19 protein-coding genes, 2 tRNA genes and 1 pseudogene are annotated in these 16313 nt (G+C 65.9%); 13 read left to right on the forward strand and 9 right to left on the reverse strand.

Features of this window, described 5'->3' with window-relative positions:
• Window positions 1-16: 16 nt before the first annotated feature.
• Window positions 17-691, reverse strand: coding sequence for a vWA domain-containing protein (locus ACZK33_RS16100; RefSeq protein WP_423173797.1), 675 nt, complete (start codon window positions 689-691; stop codon window positions 17-19).
• Window positions 692-765: 74 nt separating this feature from the next.
• Between ACZK33_RS16100 and ACZK33_RS16105 the strand changes: the two genes are divergently transcribed.
• Window positions 766-1446, forward strand: a complete 681-nt coding sequence (locus ACZK33_RS16105) for a hypothetical protein (protein WP_423173796.1) — start codon at window positions 766-768, stop codon at window positions 1444-1446.
• A gap of 335 nt (window positions 1447-1781) precedes the next feature.
• Here ACZK33_RS16105 and ACZK33_RS16110 read toward each other — a convergent pair.
• Together ACZK33_RS16110 and ACZK33_RS16115 are read right to left on the reverse strand one after the other, a co-directional pair.
• Window positions 1782-2128, reverse strand: a pseudogene (locus ACZK33_RS16110) (TonB-dependent receptor domain-containing protein); the annotation flags it as partial.
• Between the two features lie 20 nt (window positions 2129-2148).
• On the reverse strand, window positions 2149-2910 hold the full coding sequence (locus ACZK33_RS16115; protein ID WP_423173795.1) for an SDR family oxidoreductase: 762 nt from the start codon (window positions 2908-2910) through the stop codon (window positions 2149-2151).
• 132 nt (window positions 2911-3042) lie between these two features.
• On the opposite strand from ACZK33_RS16115, the gene ACZK33_RS16120 reads away from it, so the two are divergent.
• A complete protein-coding gene (locus tag ACZK33_RS16120) occupies window positions 3043-3885 on the forward strand; it encodes a bifunctional transcriptional activator/DNA repair enzyme AdaA (RefSeq protein ID WP_423173794.1) in 843 nt (280 codons plus the stop codon).
• Between the two features lie 79 nt (window positions 3886-3964).
• Here the strand turns inward: ACZK33_RS16120 and ACZK33_RS16125 are convergent, their stop codons facing one another.
• Entirely contained in the window at window positions 3965-4990 is a 1026-nt protein-coding gene (locus tag ACZK33_RS16125; protein ID WP_423173793.1) for an NADP-dependent oxidoreductase, read from the reverse strand.
• Between the two features lie 336 nt (window positions 4991-5326).
• Here ACZK33_RS16125 and ACZK33_RS16130 point away from each other — a divergent pair.
• From ACZK33_RS16130 to dxs, 7 genes are all read left to right on the forward strand, one after another.
• Window positions 5327-5402, forward strand: a tRNA-Phe gene (locus ACZK33_RS16130).
• A gap of 72 nt (window positions 5403-5474) precedes the next feature.
• Window positions 5475-5550: transfer RNA gene (locus ACZK33_RS16135), tRNA-Phe, on the forward strand.
• Window positions 5551-5691: 141 nt separating this feature from the next.
• Complete coding sequence (locus tag ACZK33_RS16140; protein WP_049401708.1) at window positions 5692-6243, forward strand: lipocalin family protein; 552 nt, start codon at window positions 5692-5694, stop codon at window positions 6241-6243.
• Between the two features lie 162 nt (window positions 6244-6405).
• On the forward strand, window positions 6406-6882 hold the full coding sequence (locus ACZK33_RS16145; protein WP_032130304.1) for an LEA/WHy family protein: 477 nt from the start codon (window positions 6406-6408) through the stop codon (window positions 6880-6882).
• Between the two features lie 65 nt (window positions 6883-6947).
• On the forward strand, window positions 6948-8738 hold the full coding sequence (locus tag ACZK33_RS16150; RefSeq protein ID WP_285302354.1) for an acyl-CoA dehydrogenase C-terminal domain-containing protein: 1791 nt from the start codon (window positions 6948-6950) through the stop codon (window positions 8736-8738).
• A gap of 507 nt (window positions 8739-9245) precedes the next feature.
• Window positions 9246-9911 (forward strand): HNH endonuclease, encoded by a 666-nt coding sequence (locus ACZK33_RS16155; protein WP_019336875.1) that lies wholly within the window; start codon window positions 9246-9248, stop codon window positions 9909-9911.
• Window positions 9912-10016: 105 nt separating this feature from the next.
• A complete protein-coding gene (dxs, locus tag ACZK33_RS16160; protein ID WP_423173873.1) occupies window positions 10017-11924 on the forward strand; it encodes a 1-deoxy-D-xylulose-5-phosphate synthase in 1908 nt (635 codons plus the stop codon).
• A 153-nt stretch (window positions 11925-12077) separates the two neighbouring features.
• On the opposite strand, the gene ACZK33_RS16165 is transcribed toward dxs, so the two are convergent.
• The 3 genes from ACZK33_RS16165 to ACZK33_RS16175 form a co-directional block, all read right to left on the reverse strand.
• Complete coding sequence (locus ACZK33_RS16165; protein WP_005417823.1) at window positions 12078-12281, reverse strand: hypothetical protein; 204 nt, start codon at window positions 12279-12281, stop codon at window positions 12078-12080.
• A 167-nt stretch (window positions 12282-12448) separates the two neighbouring features.
• Window positions 12449-13012: a DUF3011 domain-containing protein gene (locus tag ACZK33_RS16170; RefSeq protein WP_049401711.1), complete on the reverse strand. Its 564-nt coding sequence runs from the start codon at window positions 13010-13012 to the stop codon at window positions 12449-12451.
• A gap of 131 nt (window positions 13013-13143) precedes the next feature.
• Window positions 13144-13350, reverse strand: a complete 207-nt coding sequence (locus tag ACZK33_RS16175; RefSeq protein WP_049423877.1) for a hypothetical protein — start codon at window positions 13348-13350, stop codon at window positions 13144-13146.
• 404 nt (window positions 13351-13754) lie between these two features.
• Between ACZK33_RS16175 and ACZK33_RS16180 the strand changes: the two genes are divergently transcribed.
• From ACZK33_RS16180 to ACZK33_RS16195, 4 genes are all read left to right on the forward strand, one after another.
• A complete protein-coding gene (locus tag ACZK33_RS16180) occupies window positions 13755-14039 on the forward strand; it encodes a hypothetical protein (protein WP_032128670.1) in 285 nt (94 codons plus the stop codon).
• 12 nt (window positions 14040-14051) lie between these two features.
• Complete coding sequence (locus tag ACZK33_RS16185; RefSeq protein WP_032128669.1) at window positions 14052-14285, forward strand: DUF1653 domain-containing protein; 234 nt, start codon at window positions 14052-14054, stop codon at window positions 14283-14285.
• Window positions 14286-14371: 86 nt separating this feature from the next.
• Entirely contained in the window at window positions 14372-14944 is a 573-nt protein-coding gene (locus tag ACZK33_RS16190; protein ID WP_049401207.1) for a TetR/AcrR family transcriptional regulator, read from the forward strand.
• 13 nt (window positions 14945-14957) lie between these two features.
• The gene (locus ACZK33_RS16195; RefSeq protein ID WP_005410423.1) at window positions 14958-15290 is read left to right on the forward strand and encodes an SMR family transporter; all 333 of its coding nucleotides are present in this window, start codon (window positions 14958-14960) and stop codon (window positions 15288-15290) included.
• Between the two features lie 22 nt (window positions 15291-15312).
• On the opposite strand, the gene ACZK33_RS16200 is transcribed toward ACZK33_RS16195, so the two are convergent.
• Both ACZK33_RS16200 and ACZK33_RS16205 read right to left on the reverse strand, forming a co-directional pair.
• Window positions 15313-15486: a DUF1328 domain-containing protein gene (locus ACZK33_RS16200; RefSeq protein ID WP_006380555.1), complete on the reverse strand. Its 174-nt coding sequence runs from the start codon at window positions 15484-15486 to the stop codon at window positions 15313-15315.
• A gap of 94 nt (window positions 15487-15580) precedes the next feature.
• Window positions 15581-16222 (reverse strand): LysE family translocator, encoded by a 642-nt coding sequence (locus tag ACZK33_RS16205; RefSeq protein WP_032128667.1) that lies wholly within the window; start codon window positions 16220-16222, stop codon window positions 15581-15583.
• Between the last annotated feature and the right edge of the window lie 91 nt (window positions 16223-16313).

Below are 16313 nucleotides of genomic sequence, written 5' to 3' on the forward strand. Positions count from 1 at the left end.
CAATCCTGCAACTCCATTACACGCTGGCCCAGCCGTCTGGCGCCATAGGGTTCACCAAGGGCACGTTGTCGCCCGGGGTCGAACGGGAAACCGCGCCCATGGAGTTAGAAAGCCACTTGAACAGCTCCCTGAACTGGAGCCCCTTGAGGTTGAGCGGGGCACGTGTGGAGATCTGGCCGAGGACGTCCATATCCGCGCCTTTCACGCCCACTGCGAAGAACTGGAAGTTCTTCGTTGCTTCCCCCTCTCTAACCAACGCGGCTGCACGCTGCCAGGAATCGGTAGGCGCTCCATCGGTGATCAGAAACACCCACGGCCGGTAGTAGGACACGCCGTTGGCCTTGTAGACCTCTTTGCGCTGCCGAACCATCTCCAGGCCTTGCTCGATCGCGGCCCCCATCGGGGTATCCCCGGTGCACGATAGGACCGGCGGATAAAAGCTGTCGGCCGTAACAAAGTCAGTCACGGTCTGGACGGGCCCGAACGTGACAATGGCCACCTCTACCCGTTTGGCCGCCAGGGAATCCGAGTTCAGCTCTTCCTGGAACTGCAGGAGACCGGCGTTGAGCTCCTCAATCGGTTTGCCTCCCATCGATCCAGATGTATCCAACAGAAGCAAACAGGCGCAGCGGTTTTCCGGATTCTCGGCAAAATCGCTGGCCCCGAAAGGCACTTGATCAAAATCAGTCATGACGCTGGATCTCCCTGTCCACTGGCTAGAAACGCCATCATAGCTCCGCCTTCCAACCCAATCTATGATGGACCATGGCCACGCACTCCTCCTCCGCTTCACTGCCAACTTGGGCACCGCAAGGATTCGCGGATTGGGCCCCTTTGGCCGTTTCTGGCACCGTGATCCTGATATTGGCGACCGCTTTGCTCGTGCGCACTGCAGCCGATGCAAAGTCCATGCCAAATAGGACCGTTGAAAAGGAAGCCGCAGAAAAAGCGCCAACGCTGCCAGTGTTGAACGTGGGAACGCCCGCCCTCTCTGCAGCGCGGGTGGGCACGCTGCGGTTGGTGCCGACCGTCCAACTGCCGTCGGCAAAGCAGCGGCCGCAAGCGGACGCGCAGTGCCCTCGCCCCGCCTTGGCTGCCCTGTCGCCTCAAGCCAACGCAGCGCACGCGGCCGGCTGGCACGTCAGTGCCGACGAGACGGTCAACGGCATTCAGTTCGTCATGGTGGACGCGGGCTCCGAGAAGGGGCCCGCCGGCTGCGCGGCCATTGGAGCCAGTGCATTGGTCTTCAATGCCCACGGCCTGATTGCCATCGCCTACGACCGCAACGCCAAGCCATCATCGAGGCTCGCCTCACTTAGTGCCGGTCAGCCGGGTTCTGTGAGGCTCGAATCGCTCAGAGGACCTCTGGCCGAACTGATTGTCAGCGATCGGGAGATCGGCCTTAAGCCGCTGGCCACAGCCAAGCCGCGTCGGTCATCGAAGTGAGCGTTGGCCTAGATCGGCCAGGTGGCTGGCTGAGACGATGGGAATATTGCCCAGCGACATAGGTGCCTGGGCCTCAATCATCCACCAAGCGCAGCGGCAGTTCTGCCACCGGTCTGTGACGATGGCCAGAGCCCGCGCAGGGAAGCGCACGGGTGAGCGCGCAACCCCGGCGAAGTCATCTTTGGGAAAAGACGGGAGATTGTTGACGAGAAAAGGGGTTCCGGATTGCTCCGACACCCTTGTCTCGCAATGGGGTTCGACGCGCGTTAGTGCATCTCGGCCAAACGCGCCTCATACACCTGCTGAACTCAGCTCACGTCAGAGCATACGTCCCGGACGCTCCTGCGCCAGTTCCCCTGACGCCGGGTCCGCTCTACGTTTCGGTAGGTGCTGCGACCGTTGATGCTGCTAGCCACGGCCAACTCATCTTCGGTTTCCGCGCGGAACAGGCTGACGTCCAGTTGCTTTCCATCTTGGGCGTGCCACTTGCTTCCCACCTCCCAGTTCTTGCTCTTGGCGGGAGCGAGGTCCAGCGCGAGACCGGCCTGGCCGTCACGCCGATATCCCATTTCGTTGAACGTGGGCGTTTCGCCCCCCTGCCCATCGCGGCGTGCAAATGCCAGGCCGGGGTCACCTCAAAGCTGACGCTCGCAACCTGCGAGGTCGCGGAGTAGCGCCTACGCGCCACGCACGTGACCCCACTCAGGTACGGGTGATCGACACCCCACCCTCCACGCGCATCGCGCTGCCGGTAACGAAACTGCTTTCATCGCTGGCCAGGAACAACGCCGCATTGGCGATCTCCTCCGGCTCGGCGAGGCGCTTGAGTGCGTGCAGCGAGCGCACGAAGTCGCGGGCATCGCCGGTCGGTGCGGCCTGCCGGCCCATCTCCGTATCGGTGCCACCGGGCAGCAGTACGTTGCTGCGCACGCCGCGCGCACCGTATTCGGCAGCGATCACCTGGCTCAGGCCGATCAGCCCGGCCTTGCTTGACGCATAGGCCGCCATGCCCGGGAATCCCACGGTGTGGCCGACGAAGGTACCGACGAACACCAGCGAGCCGCCGCCGCGCGCCAGCAGTGCCGGCAGCTGCGCGCGTGCCGCAAGGAAGGCGGCGTCGAGATTGGTGGCCATCACCTCGCGCCAGACATCCACCGGAAACTCCGCCGCCGGCACGCCCGGGCCGAGCATGCCGGCATTGTTGAGCGCGATGTCCAGGCCGCCGAATGACTGCTGGGCCAGATCGACCAGCGCCTGCGCCGTGCCCGGGTTGGCCGCGTCGGCGGCATGCACCACGGCTTCGCCACCGGCAGCGCGAATCTGCTCGGCCAGCGCTTGCAGCGGCTCCGGCCGCCGTGCGTTGAGCACCAGCTTTGCTCCTTCGGCGGCGAAGCGCAGCGCGCTGGCGCGGCCGATACCGGCGCTGGCACCGGTGATGAGAGCGATCTTGTTGTTCAGGCGCATGGTCGTGGTACCGGTTGTGAAGTGGCCGCCACGATGCCGTGCGTTCGGCCCGCCAACACTCCGTTTCCGGGCCTCACAGGTGAGTGCAGGAAACGGAGTTTCCGCAGCACCGGCACGTGCCAGAATCCGGCCATGGACAGTACCGCCACCACCGCCCTCGATGACCGCATCGAACGGGTCTGCCGCCACCTGCAGACCAGCCTCGACGAACCCTCGCTGCAGCAACTGGCCGATATCGCTGGCTGCAGCCCGACGCGCCTGCATCGCCTGTTCAAGCAGGCCACCGGGCTGACCCCCAAGCAGTACGCCGCCGCGCTGCGCGCCGACCGCCTGCGCACTGGGCTGGAACAACAGGAACGCATCACCGACGCCTTCCACGATGCTGGCTTCGGTTCCAGTGGACGCTTCTACGAGAACGCACCGAAATTGCTGGGCATGACGCCCAAGCAATGGCGCGCAGGGGGGCGCGGCGAAGTCATCCACTTCGCGCTTGCCGAAAGCTCACTGGGCAGCGTGCTGGTGGCCAGCAGCGGGACCGGCGTGGTCGCGATCCTGCTCGGCGACGATCCGGAGACCCTGCTGCAGTCGTTGCAGCAACGCTTCCGCCAAGCCGAACTGGTCGGCGCCGACCAGGGCTACGAGCAACTGGTGGCACAGGTCGTAGGCCTGGTCGAGGATCCTTCGCGAGGCGCCACGTTGCCACTGGACATCCGCGGCACCGCGTTCCAGCAACGGGTGTGGCAGGCGCTGCAGCAGATTCCGCGCGGGCAGACTGCCTCGTATGCGGATATCGCCGCGCGTATCGGCGCGCCGCGCTCAAGCCGTGCCGTCGCACGCGCATGCGCAAGCAATCCGTTGGCGGTGGCCGTGCCCTGCCACCGCGTGGTGCGCCGCGATGGCGACCTGTCCGGCTATGCCTGGGGCGTAGCGCGCAAGCGCGAACTGCTGCGCCGGGAAAAGGCAGCCAACGGCTGATGCAACCCGGTAGCTGCCGACCTTGGTCGGCACACCGCGCGGTAGCGCCGGGCCATGCCCGGCGAATCCCGGCGAACGCTCAATCCAGCTTCACCACCAGCTTTCCGAAGTTGCGCCCCTGCAACAGCCCGAAGAACGCCTCCGGTGCATTCTCCAGCCCTTCCACCACATCCTCGCGGTACTGGATGCGGCCGTCGCGCAGCCACTGCGGCATCTCGCGTTCGAACTCCGGCCACAGGTGGTTGAAGTCGTGCACGATGAAACCGCGCACGGTCAGGCGCTGGCGCAGGATCTGGCTGAACAGTGCGGGCAACCGGTCCGGGCCGGGCTGCTCGACGCCCCGCTCGTTGTAGGTGGCGATGGTGCCGCACACCGGAATGCGGGCGAAGTCGTTGAGCAGCGGCAGCACTGCATCCAGCACGTGTCCGCCCACGTTCTCGAAATACACGTCGATACCCCTGGGCACTGCCGCGCGCAGCGTCGCGGCGAAATCAGCGGCGCGATGATCCAGCGCCACGTCCACGCCCAGCGTCTGCAGATAGGCACGCTTGGCTTCGCCACCGGCGATGGCGACCACGCGCGCGCCCTGCAGCTTGGCCAGCTGGGCCACGGTCGCGCCCACCGGCCCGGTCGCGGCAGCCACCACCAGCGTCTCGCCCGGCTTCAAACGGGCGATTTCATGCAGGCTGGAATAGGCGGTGAAACCGGGCATGCCATACACGCCCAGCGCCGTACTCAACGGCAGGCCGGCCGGATCCAGCCGACGCCCCAGCGCCTTGGCCGGCAGCACCGCGTGGGTCTGCCAGCCACCCGGCGCCAGCACCAGATCACCTGCGGCTACACCCTCGGCGTTGGACTGCAGCACCTCGGCCACGGTCTGCCCTTCCATCACCGCGCCCACCGCCACCGGCGCGGCATACGAGGGGCCCTCGTCCATGCGTCCACGCATGTACGGGTCCAGCGACAGATAGCGGTTGCGCAGCAGCACTTCGCCCGGCCCGGGCGCCGGCAGCGTGGCCTGCTCCAGACGGAAATTGCCGGCGGTCGGTGCGCCCTGTGGACGCGAGGCGAGCACGATGCGGGAGGTGGTCGAGGAATCGGACATGGCCAGGTCTCTGCTGTTGCCAGCATCAGGAGAAAGGAGTGCCGACACTACGCCGCAGCGATCCCCGATGGCGGCCACGAAAACAGCGTTCCATTGCCCGGACCGGCGCGGGTCCGGCACGGCCCTTGCCCTTGCAGCATTGGCGCTGGCAGCGACCTGCTGATTTCCATCGCAGACGATTATCGACTGGCCACGCCCCGCCCCAGAACGGAGGATCAAGCACTTGCGAGCGCGCAGACGGCAATGTGAAGAAATCTTGGCAAAACGCTTGCCGAAGGCAGCCGACCTCCGTAATATACGCGTCCTTGGCAGCGACCTCGCTGCAACGAAACATGTGGCCGAGTAGCTCAGTTGGTAGAGCAGGGGATTGAAAATCCCCGTGTCGGCGGTTCGATTCCGTCTTCGGCCACCACTTTCGAAGGCCTGCAGAAATGCGGGTCTTTTTTTTCCGGAAACCGCATTCACCGCGGTAGCCACACAATTTGGCCGAGTAGCTCAGTTGGTAGAGCAGGGGATTGAAAATCCCCGTGTCGGCGGTTCGATTCCGTCTTCGGCCACCATCTTCAGAGACCTGCAGAAATGCAGGTCTTTTTTTATTCGCGCTACGCGCAAGCGGCGGCCACCGTCGCCCGGTTGACGAAACGTTTACACCGGCATGCGCGGCGGCACCTACGCTCCAGACTCCTGCCTGGAGCCTGCCGATGCCTCTGCGCCCCACCCTGCTTGCCTGCCTGCTGCTGGCCGCCTCCCCGGTGATCGCCGCCGAACCGGTGCGCGCAGTCGACACGCTGGACATCGACCGCTACGCAGGCCAGTGGCACGAGATCGCGCATCTTCCGGTGTCGTTCCAGAAGCAGTGCGTTGGCGAAATCACCGCCAACTACGGGCTGCGCCGCGATGGCCGCATCAGTGTCACCAATGCCTGCCGCAACGGCGACGGAGAACGCGTGGTTGCTGAAGGCGTTGCACGCCCGGTTGCCGGCCATCCCGGCCAGTTGCAGGTGCGCTTCGTGCCGGACTGGCTGAGCTGGGTGCCGCTGGTCTGGGCCGACTACTGGGTCCTGGCACTGGACCCGGACTATCAGTGGGCGTTGGTCGGTGAGCCGGACCGTAAGTACCTGTGGATCCTCTCGCGCCTGCCGGAAATGGATCGCACCCGGTTCGAACAGTTGAAAGAGAAAGCCGAGACGATGGGCTACGACCTCGGCCCACTGCGCCTGATGGCTCCGATTCGCGATACGCCCGCCGACTGAACCGCGTCGTATCCGGCGCACCACGCGCGCGCCATCCGGCGCCGCGCACGCCCGGCCGCCATATTCACGCGCTACCCTCTGCGACGGGTCGCCACAGGCGATCCAAACGACCATACGCCGTAGTATGCTTATCCAACGCACCCCTCCAGAGGACCTGCGCCCATGCTCCACCGCTTCCGTATCGCCTTGATCGTCCTGTGCACCCTCGCCCTTGTTGCCTGCAACAACGGCATCGTCAAGCGTGTTTCGGAACCGGCAGCCAGCCTGCAGCAGCTGACCGTGCGCGCCGACGGCAACTGGACCGTGGCCCTGCGCCTGCAGAACTACAGCTCCATGCCCATGACCTTCGATGACGTCGCGCTGGCGCTGACCGTCGGCGACAGCGACGCCGGCACCCTGCAGGCCAAGCCGGGCATTTCCATCGGCGGCACCTCGGCCGACGTCATCCAGGTCAACCTGGTGCCCAGCTCGGCCGCACGCCTGGTGGTGGCCGATGCGCTGGCCAGCAACCGCACCCTGGCCTATGGCCTGAAGGGAACGGTGGCAGCCACGCCGCAGGAAAAGAAGCAGCGCAGCTTCGACATCAGCAGCCGCAGCACCCTCAACCAGGCCCCGGGCCTGCCGGGCGTGCTGCGCTGACTCCCGCTTTCCGCCGCGGCGCCCGGCGCCGCTCCCCCTGTCCCTGATCAAATCGAGACGTACCGATGAGCAGCTACACCGCCCCGCTTTCCGACCTCCGTTTCGCCCTGCACGATGTGCTCAAGGTCGAACCCCTGTTCGCCCGCCTGGGCTTCACCGACGCCACCGCCGACGTGGTCGATGCCGTGCTGGAAGAAGCCGGCCGCTTCAGCGCCACCGTGCTGGCCCCGCTCAACAGCGTCGGCGACGAGATCGGCTGCGTGCTCGACCAGGCCACCGGTGAAGTGACCACCCCGCCCGGCTTCAAGCAGGCCTACGACCAGTTCGTCGATGGCGGCTGGACCGGCCTGACCGCCTCGCCGGAGCTGGGCGGCCAGGGCCTGCCGCACACCCTGGGCGTGCCGCTCAACGAAATGATCAATGCCGCCAACCTGGCGTGGGGCAACTTCCCGCTGCTCTCGCACGGCGCCATCGAAGCGCTGAAGCAGCACGGCGAAGCCTGGCAGCACGAGGCCTTCCTGAAGCCGCTGATCGAGGGCCGCTGGACCGGCACCATGTGCCTGACCGAACCGCACTGCGGCACCGACCTGGGCCTGCTCAAGACCAAGGCCGAGCCGAATGCCGATGGCAGCTACTCGATCACCGGCACCAAGATCTTCATCACTGCCGGCGAGCACGACCTGACCGGCAACATCGTGCACCTGGTGCTGGCCAAGCTGCCCGACGCCCCTCCGGGTGCCAAGGGCATCTCGCTGTTCGTCACCCCGAAGTTCAAGGTCGACCGCGAAGGCAACGTCGGCGAGCGCAACGCACTGCGCTGCGGCTCGATCGAGCACAAGATGGGCATCAAGGGGTCGGTCACCTGCGTGATGAACTTCGATGGTGCGCAGGGCTACCTGGTCGGCCAGCCGCACAAGGGCCTGCAGGCCATGTTCACCATGATGAACACCGCGCGCCTGGGCGTCGGCCTGCAGGGCATCGGCCTGTCCGAGCGCGCCTACCAGAACGCACTGAAGTACAGCCGTGAGCGCCTGCAGTCGCGCGCCCTGAGCGGCGCCAAGTTCCCGGACAAGCCGGCCGACCCGATCCTGGTCCATCCGGATGTGCGCCGCATGCTGCTGACGGTGAAGTCACTGGTCGAGGGCAGCCGCCTGCTGGCCCTGCACGCCGCCACCCTGATCGACGTCGCCCACCACGCCGAGGATGCCGCCGAGCGCGAGCGCGCCGACACCCTGGTGAGCTTCCTGACCCCGATCTCCAAGGCCTGCCAGACCGAATGGGGCATCGAGAACACCTACAACGCCCTGCAGTGCTTCGGTGGCCACGGCTACATCCGCGAACACGGCATGGAGCAGCTGGCCCGCGATGCACGCATCACCACGCTGTATGAAGGCACCACCGGCATCCAGGCGCTGGACCTGATCGGCCGCAAGACCGCGTCCAGCCAGGGTGCCGGCCTGAAGCTGATGCTGGCCGAGATCGAGGCGTTCGCCAAGGCCAACGAAGGCAACGAAGCGCTGGCCGAGTTCATCGGCCCGCTGCGCGCCAAGGCCGCCGAATGGGGCAAGCTGACCCTGGACGTGCTGCAGCGCGCGGCCGCCAACCCGGACGAACTGGGTGCAGCCAGCTACGACTACCTGTTCTATTCGGGCTACGTGGTGCTGGCTTACTGGTGGGCCCGCAGCGTGGCGGCCGCCGATGCCAGCGCGCACGGCGCCGCTTTCGCCCAGGGCAAGCGCGAGACCGCACGGTTCTACTTCGCCCGCGTGCTGCCGCGCACCCTCAGCCACGCCGCCGCGATCCAGGCCGGCGCCGCCCCGCTGATGGCGATGGACGACGAGCGCTTCGGCGCCTGAGCCGGGCTGCGCCCGGCACCCGCGGTAGTGCCGGCCGCTGGCCGGCCACCGCAACAGCAACATCAACGGCAAGAGCTGGCTTCCTGCGGGGTGGCGAGGTGGGTCCAATTGCGGGGGACGCTGCAAGTACGTCCATGTAAGCTCGGTCGCCGCATCCATGCGGCTCACGCCCCCGCAACCGGACCCACCCCGCCCTCGACAGATTTCTGCTGCTGGTAGGTGTCGACCTTGGTCGACACCGTAGATCCACGCCATGCGTGGATGGAAACCACCGAAATCCATCTGGAGAAAAGCCCCCTTTTGTTAAAGGGGGCGCGCCGACAGGCGCGGGGATGAGGAAGAATGCGCGGGCAACCCAGCGCGCCAACGGCGGGCTGGGTTGCTAAAGGGGGCGCACCGACAGGCGCGGGGGATAGGAGGAATGCGCGGACCTGAATCGTTGCGATTTGCGTATCGCCGACAGGCGATACACAAATCGTCAACATTCAGGTATAAGCTGTTCTCCCGATGGAGACAGACACTACACGCTTGGGTCTGATCGAAGCCGGAGCCCCGTTTTCTGCTCCGGGCGCCGAAGCATCGCCCAACGCCACGACGCTGCATCGCCCCGGTTCGGTCCGGCTGCTCTCGCTTGATGCCCACGGACGCGTACTGGACTGGATCACCTGGCAGGATGCGGCGTGCCTCTACGCCCGCGAAGCCGTCGCCTGGACACTCGGCGATCCCTGCCTGCACATCCACGGCGGCACCAACCGCTTCAGCGGCCTGCAGAGCGGCATGGACCTGCACCCGATCATCGCCGCCCGCGGCCACGCCCGCTCCCGCGCGATCGACCCCACGCCGAACCTGACCAACCCGGCCCTGTTCGCCCGCGACGCACACCTGTGCATGTACTGCGGCCAGCAGTTCAACCGCCCCACGCTCACCCGCGACCACGTCATGCCGCTGTCCAAGGGTGGCCTGGACTGCTGGGAAAACGTGGTCACCGCCTGCTTCCACTGCAACTCGCGCAAGAGCGACCGCACCCCCCAGCAGGCCGGAATGCCGTTGCTGGCGGTGCCTTACCGGCCCAGCTGGATCGAGCATCTGATCCTGTCCAACCGCAACATCCTGGCCGACCAGATGGCCTTCCTGAAGGCGCAATTGCCCAAGCGGTCGAAACTGAGCACCTGAACGCCCGAAAATGCAACCCTCACCGTCCTGTCACGGACGGCGGCGTTTGCTTGCCCCACCCCCGTTTGAGGGCGAAAATGGGCGTTCAGAACAAGTGCGAACATGATGATCGACTCTGCCCGCTATCCCCGCCTCGCGCGCATCCAGACACCGGATGACCTGCGCACGTTCGACGAATCCGAATTGAGGGCGGTCGCCGACGAACTGCGCGCCTACCTCATCGAGTCGGTGGGCAAGAGCGGCGGCCACTTCGCCGCCGGCCTGGGCGTGATCGAACTCACCGTGGCCCTGCACTACCTGTACCAGACCCCGCAGGACCAGCTGGTCTGGGACGTCGGTCACCAGACCTACCCGCACAAGATCCTGACCGGTCGCCGCGACGAGATCCACACCGTCAAGCAGAAGGACGGTGTCGCGCCGTTCCCGAAGCGCGAAGAGAGCGAGTACGACACCTTCGGCGTCGGCCACTCCTCGACCTCGATCTCGGCCGCACTCGGCATGGCCATCGCCCGCCAGTCCGAAGGCGACAACCGCCAGGTCGTTGCAGTGATCGGTGATGGCGCAATGACCGCCGGCATGGCGTTCGAAGCGCTGATGCACGCCGGCGGCATGGAGCCCGAGCCGAACCTGCTGGTGATCCTCAACGACAACAACATGTCGATCTCCGAGGCGGTCGGCGGCCTGACCAAGATGCTCGGCCGTGCCACCGGCAGCCGCACGCTCAATGCGCTGCGCGAAGGCGGCAAGAAGATCCTCGGCGACAAGAAGAACAATCCGGCGCGCTTCGTGAAGCGCTGGGAAGAACACTGGAAGGGCATGTTCGTGCCGTCCACGATGTTCGAGGAAATGGGCTTCCACTACACCGGCCCGATCGACGGCCACGACATGCCTGCCCTGCTGTCCACGCTGAAGACGCTGCGCGCCTCCAAGGGCCCGAAGCTGCTGCACGTGATGACCACCAAGGGCAAGGGCTACGAGCCGGCCGAGGGCGACCAGATCGGTTACCACGCCGTCGGCCCGTTCGATCCGGACAAGGGACTGGTGGCCAAGGCCGGTGCCAAGAAGCCGACCTACACCGATGTGTTCAGCGACTGGCTGTGCGATGCCGCCGCTGCCGAGCCACGCCTGTACGGCATCACCCCGGCGATGCGCGAAGGCTCCGGCCTGGTGCGTTTCAGCAAGGAATACCCGCAGCGCTATTTCGACGTGGCAATTGCCGAGCAGCACGCGGTCACCCTCGCCGCCGGCATGGCCACCCAGGGCGGCAAGCCGGTGGTGGCGATCTATTCCACCTTCCTGCAGCGCGCGTACGACCAGCTGGTGCATGACGTGGCCATCCAGGACCTGGACGTGCTGTTCGCGATCGACCGCGCCGGCGTGGTCGGCCCGGACGGCGCGACCCATGCCGGCAACCTCGACCTGAGTTTCCTGCGCTGCGTGCCGAACATGGTGGTGATGGCACCGTCCAACGAAGCCGAGTGCCGGCAGATGCTCAGCACTGGCCTGCAGCATCCGGGCCCGGCTGCCGTGCGCTATCCGCGCGGCACCGGCACCGGCGTTGCCGCCGGTACCGACCTGTCGACCCTGCCGATCGGCAAGGGCGAGCTGCGCCTGCAGGGCAGCCGCGTCGCGCTGCTCGCCTTCGGCAGCACCGTGGCCGCCGCTGAGCAGGTCGGCCGCGAACTGGGCCTGAGCGTGGTCAACATGCGCTTCATCAAGCCGCTGGACCGCGAGCTGGTGCTGGCCGTGGCCGCCCAGCACGAGGGCCTGGTGACGATCGAAGACAACGTGGTGGCCGGTGGCGCCGGTTCCGGCGTCGGCGAGCTGCTCAACGCCGAAGGCGTACTGCGCCCGATCCTGCATCTGGGCCTGCCAGACAGCTATCAGCACCACGCCAGCCGCGAGGACCTGCTGGCCGAGGCCGGCATTGATGCGGCGGGCATTCGTACGGCAGTGCTCAAGCGCTGGCCGCAGCTGGCCGCAGGCACCCCGCCGCTCAGCGCGGCAGGCTGAGGCCGGTCACCACCAGTAGATCCACGCATGGCGTGGATCTACTGCGGAACACGGGGTCGATCCACGCCATGCGTGGAGACAGATGCAAAGTAGATCCACGCTGTGCGTGGTTAGCGGGCTCCGGAACGATGATCTGGTCGGAAACCCCAACCCTCAGCCGTAGCTGACCGCTTCCACGAACGCACCGCTGGCCTCCACCCGCACCGCAGCGCGCTGCCCGGTGTCGACGAAGTGGAGGCGTGCAAGGGTTTCAGCGAAATCGTAGGCCCGGGCACCATCGCGGAACTCGATCGGTTCCGGCCGGTCCGGGTGCAGCACGCGCCATTGGCGTTGCTCGCATTGCAGGCGGATCAACATGCAGCTCACTCCTTGAGGCAGCGTATCGACGGTGGCGGGACGGGCGTGCCGGTTACGGCAGACTTCATCGCGACGGATCAGGGGCACGCAGGGGTGCCCTGATCACAGAAGATACGACGTTCAAAATGTGAGCTGTATCAGATTATTCTGATTTTCGATGGGCGAGCTCAATTCACCTGGAACTGCGCCCGGCAGCCGTCGCTGACCCAGATGCCACGACGGTTCCAGCCCCAGGTCTGGCCCTCGATGCAGGCGCTGCGTGAATCCTGACGCACCAGGCGCACACCACGACGGATGCGGGCATCACAGTACTCCTGGCGGTGGCCGTTGGAATGGCAGGTGATCACCTCACCCCCGCCCCAGCCATTGCCACCGTTGCCCCAGCCGTTGCCATGGCCACCACCCCAGCCACCGCCACGGCGGTACTCGCCAACGAACTCGGCACGGCAGCCCTGGGTGACCCACACACCGTAGCGCGATTGCCCCCAGGTCTCGCCTTCCACGCACGGCGAACCGGACAACTGGCGGATCATCCGGGCACGGCCTTCCAGACGGCATTCATTGCTGCGGTTCTTGATCGATTCGCAGCGGACGATGCCGCCGCCATCACGACCGCCATAGCGATCGTCGTCATAACCGTAGCCATAGCTCTGCGCCTGCGCGCCGCCTGCGGCCGCCAGCATCGGCAGCAGCGTGCAGGCCAGGGTTCGCCAGGTGAGTGCCTTGCCCATCGGAATCTCCGGATGAATACGATGGCGCAAGCATCCGGGATTCGTGGCGCGGCGCACAGGGGGCGCACCACGGCGGTTTTTTCCCCATTCAAACAACTCAACCGTGGCTGACTGCGCCTCGGCCGGTGGCGTCACTCCCCGATATGGAGCGCATCCACGGTGCTGCCGAGCGCCTCGACCCGGACCGTGCTGCGCTGGCCGGTGCGACGATGGTGCTCGAGGGCCAGCGCAGCGGCCGCGTCGAAGGCATCGGCACCGCGGGCGTAACGGGTGGCGTCACCCGCCTTCGGATGCAACACGGACCAGTGCCGGGCAGTGCATTGGACGGTAAAGACCATGAGAAGCTCCTGCGGAAGGAAAGAGGCGGTGACAGGCGGCAGGGCCACGTGCCAGTACACCCTCAGGCTATCGATCGCGTCGGAGATGGCCCATCAGATTTGTACGAAAATGCCTCAGGATTCGGTCGGGCGCTTCCCAACCCTCACATCCCTGAGGCTGTTTAGTGAAGGCGTTCCGTGACCCTTGTCACGGAGTTGACGGAGCTTCACACTACCGTCACCAACAGGGGCCCCTTCCACATGCGCACCTTCTTCTCGCAGCAGCGCTGGACGCTGCTGAAGTTCTATTTCGTCGCCAGCTATCTGGTGCTGATTGAAGAGCTGATCCGCGCCGCCATGCACTGAGCGCTTGCTGGAGGGCTATTTGCGACAGACACTGTCGCTTTAGGCACGGAGCCCGCCCGATGAAAGCGCTTCTTCTGATTCCAGCCCTGCTGGTGCTGACCGCGTGCGCCAACCAGCACGACGCCGCCGCACGTGCCGATGCGGCACCCACCTCGTCTGCGATACCGAAGGTGGGCGGCGATCGCGATGCCCACGGATGCATTGGTTCGGCCGGCTACCAGTGGTGCGAGCACAGCCAGCGTTGCGAACGCCCGTGGGAACTGGCACAGGCACAGGGCCTGGCCAATACCGCCGAGGCCATCGATGCCTACTGCGCGAAGCCGGCCAGCCCGGCACGCAAGTGAGGCGCGCATCCCATGGCTGAGCTGAGCCCGCTACCCACCCTGGCCCCGGGTCGCTACCGCCACTTCAAGGGCGGCGAGTACGACGTGCTCGATATCGTCCGCAGCAGCGAGACGCTGGAGCCACTGGTGCTGTATCGCGCGCTCTATGGCGAAGGCGGCCTGTGGGTGCGCCCGTATGCCATGTTCGTCGAACAGGTACCGGGCGAACACGGACCGCAGCCGCGTTTCGCCCGCATCGACGCATGACGGTTCCGCTGCCGGCCCTGGCCGGCAGCGCGGTAACACCACGGGCCTGCGTTACAATCGTACCGTCCAGTCGGTTTCTTCCCGCCATGTCCGCATCCCCCTCCCGCTCGCGCCGCAAGGCGCCCGACAGCGTGCGCCAGTCACTGCTGCAGGCCACCATTGAAGTGATCGGCCGTAATGGCCTGGCCGCGCTGACCGTGCAGGACGTCGCACAGGCCGCCGGTGTCAGCAAGGGTGCGCTGTTCCATCATTTCAGCAGCAAGCAGGCGCTGGTGGATGAAGCCATCGGAGCGCTCATCGGCGAATTCGAAGCGCGGGTGCGTGCCCTGCTGCAGGAAAACCCCGAAGGGCATGGCCGTTTCAGCCGCGCCTATGTGCAGGCCAATTTCGAGCATCTGCTGCAGCAGGAACAGGACAACGACATCGGCCTGACCCTGGGCAACCTGATGGAACCAGCCCTGCTCGCGCATTGGCGTACCTGGAAGCGTGCGATGCTGGCCGAGTTCGCCGGCGAAGCCAACGATCCCCGACTGTATGCGGCGCGCTGCGCTGCCGATGGCTACTGGGCCACGGCCTATGGGCGACCGCTGGACGAGGAAGAACGCGCCAACGCATTGGCGATGGCCGAACAGGCCCTGAAACTATGCGACCCGCAGTAAGCAGGAGCGCTCAATGAATCCCTACCTCTACCTTGCCGCTGCCATCGTGCTGGAAGTAATTGCCACGTCGCTGCTGAAGGCATCCGACGGCATGAGCCGGCTGGCGCCGACACTGGGCGCGCTGGTCGGCTATGGACTGTGCTTCTACCTGCTGTCGATGACCATGAAGTCGATCCCGACCGGCATCGCCTACGCGATCTGGTCCGGCGTCGGCATCGTGCTGATCTCGCTGATCGGGCTGGTGGTGTTCAAGCAGCGCCTGGATGCACCGGCGTTGATCGGCATCGGCCTGATCTGTGCTGGCGTACTGGTGATCAATCTGTTCTCGCGCAGCAGCGCACACTGAGTACGCTGCTGCGCGATCAACGCTAGCTGACCTTCTTCGCTACGGTCATGCCGAGCAGGAACAGCACCACGGCGATGATGATGCCGGCCCAGAACAGGAACTTGGCGATGCCGACCGCGGCACCGGCAATGCCGCCGAAGCCGAGCACGCCCGCAATGACGCCGATGATGGCGAAGATGATGGCCCACTTGATCATGTCAAACCTTTCCCCGTGGGGACTGCGTACTGGATGATCAGGCTAGGCCGTAGCCGATGCGGCAGTCGTGAACAGGCCGCGTGCGCGGCGTGAATCAGCGCGGGCGGAAACGCAGAAGGGCCACCGCAAAGGCCAGGAACACGCTGCCCACCAGCCGCTCGAACCAGCGCCGCGCGAAGGGTTTGGCCAACCATCGGCGCAGGCCATGGCCACCGGCGGCATACATCACGTACCAGAACAGTTCGCAGCCGGCGAAGGTGGCGACCAGCACGCTGTACTGCAGCGCCTGGCCACGCGACGGGTCGACGAACTGCGGCAGGAACGCCGCAGCGAACAGCAGCAGCTTGGGATTGCTCAGGCCCACCAGAAGGCCACCACGGAACACCTTCCACGCGCCCAGCGACGCCGCAACCGGCAACGCGGCATCGACCGTCACCGGTGGTGCCGGCCGGCAACTGTCACGCCATGCCTTCAGGCCCAGCCAGGCCAGATAGGCCACGCCCAGATAGCGCAGCACCTCAAAAAGCATCGGCGAGGAATGCAGCAGCGCACTCAAGCCTGCTGCGGAGGCCGCCAGCACCAGCAGCATCGCCAGCAGGCAGCCAGCCATCGCCGGCACGCTACCGCGAAAGCCGAGCCCGACGCTGCGACCGAGGATATGCAGCATGTTCGGCCCCGGCGTACCACACAGAACGAACACCGTGGCGAGGAACCACCACCAGGTATGCAGGGCCATATCGGACATCCACTTCAGAAGACCGCACCAGCATAGTGGCGGCCTGGCTGGTGCGGCACATACAGCGCAGCATGGATGTGGTGGTTACAGT

The organism is Stenotrophomonas sp. 86156_Sma (assembly GCF_056481625.1).

Bases quoted from the DNA above. Each gene is read 5' to 3' on its own strand.
- ACZK33_RS16100 (WP_423173797.1), bottom strand. From the start codon at position 691: ATGACTGATTTTGATCAAGTGCCTTTCGGGGCCAGCGATTTTGCCGAG.
- ACZK33_RS16105 (WP_423173796.1), top strand. From the start codon at position 766: ATGGCCACGCACTCCTCCTCCGCTTCACTGCCAACTTGGGCACCGCAA.
- ACZK33_RS16115 (WP_423173795.1), bottom strand. From the start codon at position 2,910: ATGCGCCTGAACAACAAGATCGCTCTCATCACCGGTGCCAGCGCCGGT.
- ACZK33_RS16120 (WP_423173794.1), top strand. From the start codon at position 3,043: ATGGACAGTACCGCCACCACCGCCCTCGATGACCGCATCGAACGGGTC.
- ACZK33_RS16125 (WP_423173793.1), bottom strand. From the start codon at position 4,990: ATGTCCGATTCCTCGACCACCTCCCGCATCGTGCTCGCCTCGCGTCCA.
- ACZK33_RS16140 (WP_049401708.1), top strand. From the start codon at position 5,692: ATGCCTCTGCGCCCCACCCTGCTTGCCTGCCTGCTGCTGGCCGCCTCC.
- ACZK33_RS16145 (WP_032130304.1), top strand. From the start codon at position 6,406: ATGCTCCACCGCTTCCGTATCGCCTTGATCGTCCTGTGCACCCTCGCC.
- ACZK33_RS16150 (WP_285302354.1), top strand. From the start codon at position 6,948: ATGAGCAGCTACACCGCCCCGCTTTCCGACCTCCGTTTCGCCCTGCAC.
- ACZK33_RS16155 (WP_019336875.1), top strand. From the start codon at position 9,246: ATGGAGACAGACACTACACGCTTGGGTCTGATCGAAGCCGGAGCCCCG.
- dxs (WP_423173873.1), top strand. From the start codon at position 10,017: ATGATCGACTCTGCCCGCTATCCCCGCCTCGCGCGCATCCAGACACCG.
- ACZK33_RS16165 (WP_005417823.1), bottom strand. From the start codon at position 12,281: ATGTTGATCCGCCTGCAATGCGAGCAACGCCAATGGCGCGTGCTGCAC.
- ACZK33_RS16170 (WP_049401711.1), bottom strand. From the start codon at position 13,012: ATGGGCAAGGCACTCACCTGGCGAACCCTGGCCTGCACGCTGCTGCCG.
- ACZK33_RS16175 (WP_049423877.1), bottom strand. From the start codon at position 13,350: ATGGTCTTTACCGTCCAATGCACTGCCCGGCACTGGTCCGTGTTGCAT.
- ACZK33_RS16180 (WP_032128670.1), top strand. From the start codon at position 13,755: ATGAAAGCGCTTCTTCTGATTCCAGCCCTGCTGGTGCTGACCGCGTGC.
- ACZK33_RS16185 (WP_032128669.1), top strand. From the start codon at position 14,052: ATGGCTGAGCTGAGCCCGCTACCCACCCTGGCCCCGGGTCGCTACCGC.
- ACZK33_RS16190 (WP_049401207.1), top strand. From the start codon at position 14,372: ATGTCCGCATCCCCCTCCCGCTCGCGCCGCAAGGCGCCCGACAGCGTG.
- ACZK33_RS16195 (WP_005410423.1), top strand. From the start codon at position 14,958: ATGAATCCCTACCTCTACCTTGCCGCTGCCATCGTGCTGGAAGTAATT.
- ACZK33_RS16200 (WP_006380555.1), bottom strand. From the start codon at position 15,486: ATGATCAAGTGGGCCATCATCTTCGCCATCATCGGCGTCATTGCGGGC.
- ACZK33_RS16205 (WP_032128667.1), bottom strand. From the start codon at position 16,222: ATGGCCCTGCATACCTGGTGGTGGTTCCTCGCCACGGTGTTCGTTCTG.